Raw genomic sequence first — 8,435 nt, forward strand, 5'->3', positions numbered from 1 at the left:
GGGACCTGCGGATTAACAGTCCGTCGCTCTACCGACTGAGCTATCAGGGAATGAAGAAATGAATTATACATTAAATCAAAAAATCGTCAAGTTTGTTTCTCTTGAACCAGTAAGTAAAAAATAAATGCCTTTAATCTAAAACGGAAAATTATGAAAAAAATTCATTCGTATGAAAAGATATTTCAGCATCAAATGTTATTAAATGTGTTTTAATTCAATATATAAAATCAAGTTATTTCTTTTTTATCATATTTAACAAGCCCAATTATCATGACCACAGCACAAAAAAAATTAAGTTTTGAATTTTTCCCAACGCGAACACCAGAAGGCCGTGCCAAACAAGTCATCACGCGCAAACAGTTGCGCCAATACAATCCCGACTTTTTTTCTTGTACATCGGGCGCGGGTGGTAGCACGCGTGAAGGCACCATGCAGGCTGTGCGCGACATCATGTCTGAAGGTATTGCTGCTGCACCACATATTCCTTGTATTGGCATGAATGTCTATGAAATCAAAGCATTGTTACAAGAATATCGGGAAATGGGCATACGCCATTTGGTTGCCTTGCGTGGCGACATTCCATCGGGCATTGGTTTGGGCAATGAGGGTTTGCGCTATGCCAATGAATTGGTTGAGCTGATTAAGACTGAATTTGGCGACCATTTTCACATTGAAGTTGCCGCTTATCCTGAATACCACCCCCAAGCACGCAGTGCGGAAGATGATTTGAATCATTTTGTTCGTAAAGTCAAGGCGGGGGCGGACTCTGCCATTACGCAATATTTTTTCAATCCTGATGCTTATTTTCGTTTTGTTGATGATGTGCGCGGGCGAGGTGTGGATATTCCCATCGTGCCAGGCATCATGCCGATTGCCAGTTTTTCAAAATTAGCCAGATTTTCAGATGCTTGTGGTGCAGAAATTCCACGTTGGTTGCGCTTGAAATTGCAATCTTACGCTGATGATACGGCTTCCATTAAGGCTTTGGCTTTGGATGTGGTAACCGAAATGTGTGAACGTTTATTGCGTGAAGGTGCGCCTAGCCTGCATTTTTACACGCTCAATCAAGCGGGTTTGGTGTCTACCATTTGTCAGCGGTTGGGTTATTAAATGGCTTGTGGAGAGTGGGTGCCAGCACTTCTCTGTGACATTTTATGCTACCTGAAACCAAAATGTGAGGTTTGTGAACGTGTTTTCAGGCAGCCTAAACAGGCAAAACTTGCCCGAAATTAAGAGCCGCGTTACCATATGCTGTTTTCCTTATAACCCAATATTTTCAGGTTGCCTGAAAACTTTTGTGAAAGAAAAATCATGATAAATGACATTACCCAATCTGCTGAAAATAAAATGAAACGTTCTTTGGAAGTATTGCAAGATAATCTTGCCAAAGTGCGTACAGGTCGCGCCCACACAGGTTTGCTTGACCAAGTGGAAGTGGAATACTGGGGCAATATGGTGCCTGTGAGCCAAGCCGCCAGCGTTACCCTGTTGGACGCGCGCACCATTGGCGTGAAACCCTTTGAAAGCAATATGGCAAGCAAAATTGAAAAAGCCATTCGCGATTCCAATTTGGGTTTAAACCCCTCATCGGTGGGCGATTTGATTCGCGTACCCATGCCCATGCTCACTGAAGAACGCCGAAAAGATTTAATTAAAGTGGTGCGAGGTGAAGCGGAAGACGGTCGTGTTTCAATCCGCAATGTGCGCCGCGATGCCAATGAGCACATCAAAAAATTGTTGAAAGACAAAGAAGTATCAGAAGACGAAGCCCGCCGTGGCGAAGAAGCGGTGCAGAAATTGACCGACAAATTCATTGCTGAAATTGAAAAAATCTTGTCTGCCAAAGAAGAAGATTTGATGGCAATTTAATCTGCCATAATCAAGGCGTGCTGCCTGAAACGCAGCACGCCTGAATTTTTATGTAACAATGCAAAAAAAAAACAGGCTTTTCAGGAGACTTGCTCATGAGCCGAATCAGCAGTACCCAAACCATTTTGGCACATACCACTGTTCCGCGTCATGTTGCTGTGATTATGGATGGTAACGGTCGTTGGGCGAAAAAACGTTTTTTGCCACGCGTGATGGGACACAAACAAGGTTTAGATGCATTGGAAAACATGTGTCGCGTGTGTACACAAGCAGGTGTGCAATATTTAACGGTGTTTGCATTTTCAACAGAAAATTGGCGCAGACCTGCTGATGAAGTGTCGTTTTTAATGGGTTTGTTTTTGCATGCTTTACAAAAGAAAGTGGCAAAAATGCACGAAAACGGCTTGCGTTTAAAAGTAATTGGCGACCGCAGCCGTTTTGCAAGTGAAATTAAAGAAGGCATTGAACAAGCAGAGCATTTAACTGCCAATAATACAGGTTTAACGCTGACGATTGCGGCAGATTATGGTGGCAGATGGGACATTCTTCAGGCAGCCAATGCTTTGTTGAAAGAAGGCAAAACTGAAATCACAGAAAGTGATTTGGCAGGTAAATTGATGTTGCCCGATGCGCCCGAACCTGATTTGTTTATCCGCACAGGTGGTGAAACGCGCATCAGCAATTTTATGTTGTGGCAAATGGCATATGCAGAATTTTATTTTACTGATGTGTTGTGGCCTGACTTTAAAGATGATGAAATTCACAAAGCCTTTGCGTCTTTTACCCAGCGAGAACGCCGTTTTGGTCGTACTTCGGAGCAGTTGCCACCTGAACAGCAACGTTCAGAATAAAAAACTTAAAAAGGTTTTCAGGCTGCTGAATATTTTTATCGTGTATTGTAAGGCTGTCTGGAAACAACACACCCACAACTTAGGAAAGACTAAATGTTAAAACAACGAATTGTAACTGCACTTATCTTATTGCCTTTGATGTTGCTGATGCTGTTTGGTTCAGGCAGCCTGCTATGGGCGGCGTTTGGTGGGCTGATTGCATTATTGGCTCTGTGGGAATATGGGCGCATGGCAGGTTTATCGTCTGAACAACAAAATGCTTATTTGGGTGGTACGGCATTTTTCATGTTGACGGCATATGCTGGTGATTGGCAGTTACCCGCATTCATTTGGTTGCTGGTACTGGCATTTTGGTTGCTGTTGATGCCCATCTGGTTGTATAAAAAATGGAAAATTCGCGCAGGTACAAAGACTTATATTTGTGGTTGGTTGTTGATGTTGCCGTTTTGGTTTGCGCTATTGCGTTTGCGTCCTGATAGTGATGATGCAGGACATTTATTGGCGTTAATGGTATTGGTCTGGTTGGCAGATTCGGCAGCCTATTTTGTGGGGCGTGCTTTTGGCAAAACTCAACTTGCGCCCGTGTTAAGTCCGAAAAAAAGCTGGGAAGGGGCTGTCGGTGGGTTGATTGCAGTGTGGCTTTATGTTGTCTTTGCTTGTCATGCAGGCTGGTTGGCGTTGGGTGGTTCATGGTTGGGCATCATTGCTGCTGCGACCGTTTTGACTTTTGTCAGCATTGGCGGCGACTTATTGGAAAGTTGGCTCAAACGTGCTGCCAACATCAAAGACAGCAGCAATTTGTTGCCAGGACACGGTGGCGTATTTGACCGTGTGGACAGCTTGATTGCAGTATTAAGCGTTTATGCTGCGGTACAAGCATTGTATGCCTGATTTTTCAGGCAGCCTGAAACGCAGAACATTCAAATTGTGTGAAGAAAAACTGTGTAAATGCAAAATCAATTGGTCAATGCACCAAAATATTTGACAATGCTGCACACTTGGCATTAAATCCCCAGCTTAATGCGTTTTGACAACTTGAAAAAGGAAAAATCATGAAAGCAATTTCAACTGCATTGTTGTTGGCACTCTCGGTTGCACCTGCTTGGGCAGAGCAAACAGATAAGGTAGTGGTCAATGACTTGGACAGCACCAAAAAAGTGGCATACAGTTGCAGCAGCGATACCGATGGTAAACGCAAATTGGATTTGGAAGTGATGTATGGCATGAAAGAGGGTGAAGTCGTTGTATCACAAGTCAAAATCGGCAATTTCATATCACCAGGTATGTGGCGCGTACCCGATACTTTGTTAAATCGTTTTGCTGGAAAAGACGAAAAATCGTTGCCAACCATGTGGACAACTTTACCTGCAACAGCAGATGATGTGGATAAAGTTGATGGTGGAAAATTGTCTTATTCCGAAGAAGAAGGTGGTGTGCAAACCGTGATTGCCGAAAAATGCAAATTGGACAAAGAAAAAACCGCCCAATTAAACCGTTAATGAAAGTAAACGGGCTGCCTGAACGTTTTCAGGTGGCCTTTTGTATGTTGTATTGGGCTGATTTGTGCAAAATGCAAATATAGTCGTAGAATTGAAAAAGGTATTACGGTGTTGGTTCGCCTTGTCGTACTATTTGTACTGTCTGAGGCTTGCCACCCTTTTATGACTTTTTTACTCCATGATACAGCTTCTGTGAATAGGGTAAACGTTTATGTTTTATCATTATGTTCTTGCTTTATTGGGTTTATTGTTCTTGGTTGGGTTCATCAGGAAACGATTGCGCCACCAGCACAAGCAAATTCATGCATCAATACGGCTGTTGGCACGCTTATTGTTGTTGTTTACCATTTTGGCTTTATTATGGCGCATGTATCAAACCTTCTGAAATTCAAATAACAAACACAAAGCTGCCTGAAAACCATGTGAGATTTTCAGGCAGCCATAGAATGAGATGGCATTACTTGCTGTCGCAAGCGGTAGAAACTCGATTGTTATATGGGTCGGTAAACGTCAAATGACCCATTTTGTTGCCTTTTTGATGCCACTCGGTTGCGTTATTGTAAAAACCTTTTTGACTGGTGTAACGCTCGCCAGAACCCGAGCTGGCTTGGCTTAATACAACAGTTTTGCCAATTGTGTCTACAGTAATGTGAATTTTGTCTTTACCTGCGTTGTGTACTTGCACAGTTGCACCATTGGCACATTCAAAAGATTGGCTGTCTGGGGCAGCATGGTTGTAGGCGTGGTCATGACCGTGATGATGTTTATGGTCATGATGATGGTGTGCATGACCATGATGATGTGCATGTTCGTGTCTATGTACGGATTGTGTAGCAGACTTGTTGCCAGCACAAGCAGCTAATAGTACAGCCAAAGACAATGAGGCAATCAATTTTTTATTCATGGTTTATCCTATCTATTTCCGAAAGGGTGTTTGAACAAAACAACCTGCACAGCAAGTTGTGGCATTAGATTAAATGCCGAAAAGAAGTAAACCACAACGATTTTAACGCGAATTTACACGATTTGCTTTCTTGCCTTTTGGCTTTTCATAAATGCCAAAGCCTTATAAAATGAAATACTTTTTGTTTAAACCCATTTGGATTTTTCAGGCTGCCTGAAACCGTCTTTTTTAACAAAATAAGCGATTTTAAACGCAAAAAAGCTGCCTGAAACCCCATTTCTTAACATTTTATGATTATGAGCAGAAACCATGACCGACTATTCCCAAACCGTAAACCTATTTGAATCGCCCTTTCCCATGCGCGGCAATTTAGCCAAGCGCGAACCCGCTTGGGTCAAACAATGGCAAGACGAAAAACGCTACCAAAAATTGCGCCAAATTGCCCAAGGTCGCCCCAAATTCATTTTGCACGATGGTCCCCCCTATGCCAATGGCGACATTCACATCGGACACGCCGTAAACAAAATTTTGAAAGACGTGATTGTGCGCAGCAAAACGCTGGCTGGCTTTGACGCGCCCTACGTCCCTGGTTGGGATTGCCACGGTTTGCCCATTGAAGTGATGGTGGAAAAATTGCACGGCAAAGACATGCCGCCATCGCGTTTTCGCGAATTGTGCCGCGAATACGCCAGCGAACAAATCGCACGTCAGAAAAAAGACTTTATCCGCTTGGGCGTGATGGGCGATTGGGACAACCCCTATCGCACCATGGATTACCAAACCGAAGCCGATACCGTCCGCACTTTGGGCGAAATTTACAAAGCAGGTTATTTGTATCGCGGCGCAAAACCCGTGCAATTTTGCTTGGATTGCGGCTCATCTTTGGCAGAAGCCGAAGTGGAATACAAAGACAAAGTTTCCCACGCCATTGATGTGGCATACCCATTTCAAAACCCCAGCGCGTTGGCAAAAGCCTTTGGGCTGCCTGAAAGCGATTTGGGCAAATGCTTTGCCGTGATTTGGACGACCACCCCTTGGACTTTACCTGCCAGCCAAGCCGTTTCCGCAGGCACAGAAATCGTGTATCAACTGCACGATTTGGGCGACAAACACATCGTTTTGGCAAAAGATTTGGCAGAGCAGGCTTTGGCGCGATATGGCGTTTCAGGCAGCCTGAAAGCCGAAACCACAGGCGCGAAATTGGAAAACCTGTTGCTCCAACACCCATTTTTAGAACGCGACATTCCCATTTTATTGGGCGACCATGTTACCACCGAAGCAGGTACAGGCTTGGTACACACCGCGCCAGCACACGGTTTGGAAGACTACCACGTTTGCAAACTTTACGGCATAGAGCTGTACAACCCCGTTAATGGCGAAGGACGCTACATCTCCGAAGTGCCGCGCGTGGCAGGCAAAACCGTGTGGGAAGCCAATGCCATCATCATTGATTGGCTGGCTGAAAACCAAGTTTTACTGGCAAACAAAAAAATAGAACACAGCTACGCCCATTGCTGGCGACACAAAACCCCCCTGATTTACCGCGCCACCGCCCAATGGTTCATCGGCATGGACAAAGCAGGCACATCAGGCAACACATTGCGCAATCACGCGCTCAAAGCCGTAGATGACACCGAATTTTTCCCCGCGTGGGGACGCGCCCGCCTGCAAGCCATGATTGAAGGTCGCCCCGACTGGGTGGTATCGCGCCAACGTTTTTGGGGTACGCCCATGACCTTCTTTGTGCACAAAGAAACAGGCGAATTGCACCCCAATTCAGCCGAATATTTGGAAACCATCGCCCAAAAAATTGAAAAAGGCGGCATCAACGCATGGTTTGAATTGGACAAAGCCGAAATCTTGTCGCCCGAAGATTGCGCCACCTACGAAAAATTGAACGACACCATGGACGTGTGGTTTGATTCAGGCAGCACCCACTATTCCGTTGTCAAACAACGCCCCGAACTCGCCTATCCAGCCGATTTGTATCTGGAAGGCAGCGACCAACATCGCGGCTGGTTTCAATCGTCCATGCTCACAGGCTGTGCAACAGTGGGACGTGCGCCCTACAAACAACTGCTCACACACGGCTTTGTGGTGGACGAAAAAGGCTACAAAATGTCCAAATCCATGGGCAATGTGGTTGCGCCACAAGAAGTGTTGAACGAATTTGGCGCAGACATTTTGCGTTTGTGGACGGCAGGCACCGATTATTCAGGCGAATTGTCCATTTCCAAAGAAATTTTGAAACGCGTTGCCGAACGCTACCGCCGCATTCGCAACACATTGAGTTTCCTGTTTGCCAATTTGAAAGATTTCAGCCCCATAGAACACGCCGTGCCGTTTGCCGACATGGTGGAAATTGACCGCTATGCCGTGTTGCTGGCGCGACAACTGCAAGAGCGCGTGGCTGGCGACTACTATCCGCGCTATGCTTTCCACTTTGCCGTGCAAGATTTGGTGCAATTTTGTTCCGAAGATTTGGGCGCGTTCTATTTGGACATTTTGAAAGACCGCCTCTACACCACGAAAACAGACGGACACGCCCGCCGTTCAGCCCAAACCGCGCTGTATCACATCACACGCAGTTTTGTGTTGTTGATGTCGCCCGTGCTGTGTTTCACGGCAGAAGAGGCGTGGGACATCATCGGTGGCGGCGAAGAAGACAGCGTGTTGTACCACACCCTGCACGACTTCCCCACCATGCCAGCCGCCAGCGAAACGGCTTTGCTGCAAAAATGGACGGCAATCCGCGAAGCGCGTACGGTGGTCAATGCCGCCATTGAGCCATTGCGCGTGGACAAATCGGTGGGTTCATCGTTGCAAGCCGAAGTGGTCTTGACCGCGCCCGAAAACGTGCATTCGGTGCTGGCAACTTTGGGCGATGAGCTGAAATTTGTGATGCTGGTGTCGCAAATTGAATTGCGTTTGGGCGATGAATTGTCTGCCCAAGTGAAAGCGACCGAATCGCCCAAATGCGAACGCTGCTGGCACTACACCGACAGCGTAGGCACGGTGGCAGGGCACGAAACCGTTTGCGCCCGTTGCGTGGACAACATTGAAGGACAAGGCGAACAACGCGATTATGCGTGATTGATTTGTTGTTGAAATGAAATTCAGGCTGCCTGAAACGTGTTTGATGCGTTTTCAGGCAGCCTTTTAATACACGACAAATTTTGATGTTGCCACAAACCCACTCCCTCCCCCTATGCAAGGAAGCTGGGGTTAGAGACCCAACGAGCCACCCCCACCCTAATCCTCCCCCGCCAGACGGGGGAGGGGACGGGTTTTCAGGCAGCCCAAAGATTTTGT

The 8,435-nt window shown here is 46.1% G+C and carries 8 protein-coding genes; 7 read left to right on the forward strand and 1 reads right to left on the reverse strand.

Going from position 1 to position 8,435, the window contains the following annotated elements; all coding sequences use genetic code 11:
• Positions 1-270 precede the first annotated feature (270 nt).
• The 6 genes from metF to Q4B82_RS08785 all read left to right on the forward strand — a co-directional run bounded on the left by metF (position 271) and on the right by Q4B82_RS08785 (position 4,615).
• A complete protein-coding gene (metF, locus tag Q4B82_RS08760) occupies positions 271-1,110 on the forward strand; it encodes a methylenetetrahydrofolate reductase [NAD(P)H] (RefSeq protein WP_303066077.1) in 840 nt (279 codons plus the stop codon).
• A 201-nt stretch (positions 1,111-1,311) separates the two neighbouring features.
• Positions 1,312-1,869 (forward strand): ribosome recycling factor, encoded by a 558-nt coding sequence (gene frr / locus Q4B82_RS08765; protein WP_303066078.1) that lies wholly within the window; start codon positions 1,312-1,314, stop codon positions 1,867-1,869.
• A gap of 95 nt (positions 1,870-1,964) precedes the next feature.
• Complete coding sequence (locus Q4B82_RS08770; protein ID WP_303066079.1) at positions 1,965-2,720, forward strand: isoprenyl transferase; 756 nt, start codon at positions 1,965-1,967, stop codon at positions 2,718-2,720.
• A 93-nt stretch (positions 2,721-2,813) separates the two neighbouring features.
• Positions 2,814-3,611, forward strand: coding sequence for a phosphatidate cytidylyltransferase (locus Q4B82_RS08775; RefSeq protein WP_303066080.1), 798 nt, complete (start codon positions 2,814-2,816; stop codon positions 3,609-3,611).
• A gap of 161 nt (positions 3,612-3,772) precedes the next feature.
• Positions 3,773-4,219 (forward strand): hypothetical protein, encoded by a 447-nt coding sequence (locus tag Q4B82_RS08780; RefSeq protein WP_303066081.1) that lies wholly within the window; start codon positions 3,773-3,775, stop codon positions 4,217-4,219.
• A gap of 162 nt (positions 4,220-4,381) precedes the next feature.
• Positions 4,382-4,615, forward strand: coding sequence for a hypothetical protein (locus Q4B82_RS08785; protein WP_303066082.1), 234 nt, complete (start codon positions 4,382-4,384; stop codon positions 4,613-4,615).
• A gap of 61 nt (positions 4,616-4,676) precedes the next feature.
• On the opposite strand, the gene Q4B82_RS08790 is transcribed toward Q4B82_RS08785, so the two are convergent.
• Positions 4,677-5,123 (reverse strand): MliC family protein, encoded by a 447-nt coding sequence (locus Q4B82_RS08790; RefSeq protein WP_303066083.1) that lies wholly within the window; start codon positions 5,121-5,123, stop codon positions 4,677-4,679.
• 309 nt (positions 5,124-5,432) lie between these two features.
• Here Q4B82_RS08790 and ileS point away from each other — a divergent pair, with 309 nt between their 5' ends.
• Positions 5,433-8,216, forward strand: coding sequence for an isoleucine--tRNA ligase (gene ileS, locus Q4B82_RS08795; RefSeq protein ID WP_303066084.1), 2,784 nt, complete (start codon positions 5,433-5,435; stop codon positions 8,214-8,216).
• Positions 8,217-8,435 lie beyond the last annotated feature (219 nt).

Origin of the sequence: Alysiella sp., from assembly GCF_030525755.1 — a bacterium.
Lineage (GTDB): Bacteria > Pseudomonadota > Gammaproteobacteria > Burkholderiales > Neisseriaceae > Simonsiella.

Bases quoted from the DNA above. Each gene is read 5' to 3' on its own strand.
- metF (WP_303066077.1), top strand. From the start codon at position 271: ATGACCACAGCACAAAAAAAATTAAGTTTTGAATTTTTCCCAACGCGA.
- frr (WP_303066078.1), top strand. From the start codon at position 1,312: ATGATAAATGACATTACCCAATCTGCTGAAAATAAAATGAAACGTTCT.
- Q4B82_RS08770 (WP_303066079.1), top strand. From the start codon at position 1,965: ATGAGCCGAATCAGCAGTACCCAAACCATTTTGGCACATACCACTGTT.
- Q4B82_RS08775 (WP_303066080.1), top strand. From the start codon at position 2,814: ATGTTAAAACAACGAATTGTAACTGCACTTATCTTATTGCCTTTGATG.
- Q4B82_RS08780 (WP_303066081.1), top strand. From the start codon at position 3,773: ATGAAAGCAATTTCAACTGCATTGTTGTTGGCACTCTCGGTTGCACCT.
- Q4B82_RS08790 (WP_303066083.1), bottom strand. From the start codon at position 5,123: ATGAATAAAAAATTGATTGCCTCATTGTCTTTGGCTGTACTATTAGCT.
- ileS (WP_303066084.1), top strand. From the start codon at position 5,433: ATGACCGACTATTCCCAAACCGTAAACCTATTTGAATCGCCCTTTCCC.
- Q4B82_RS08785 (WP_303066082.1), top strand. From the start codon at position 4,382: ATGACTTTTTTACTCCATGATACAGCTTCTGTGAATAGGGTAAACGTT.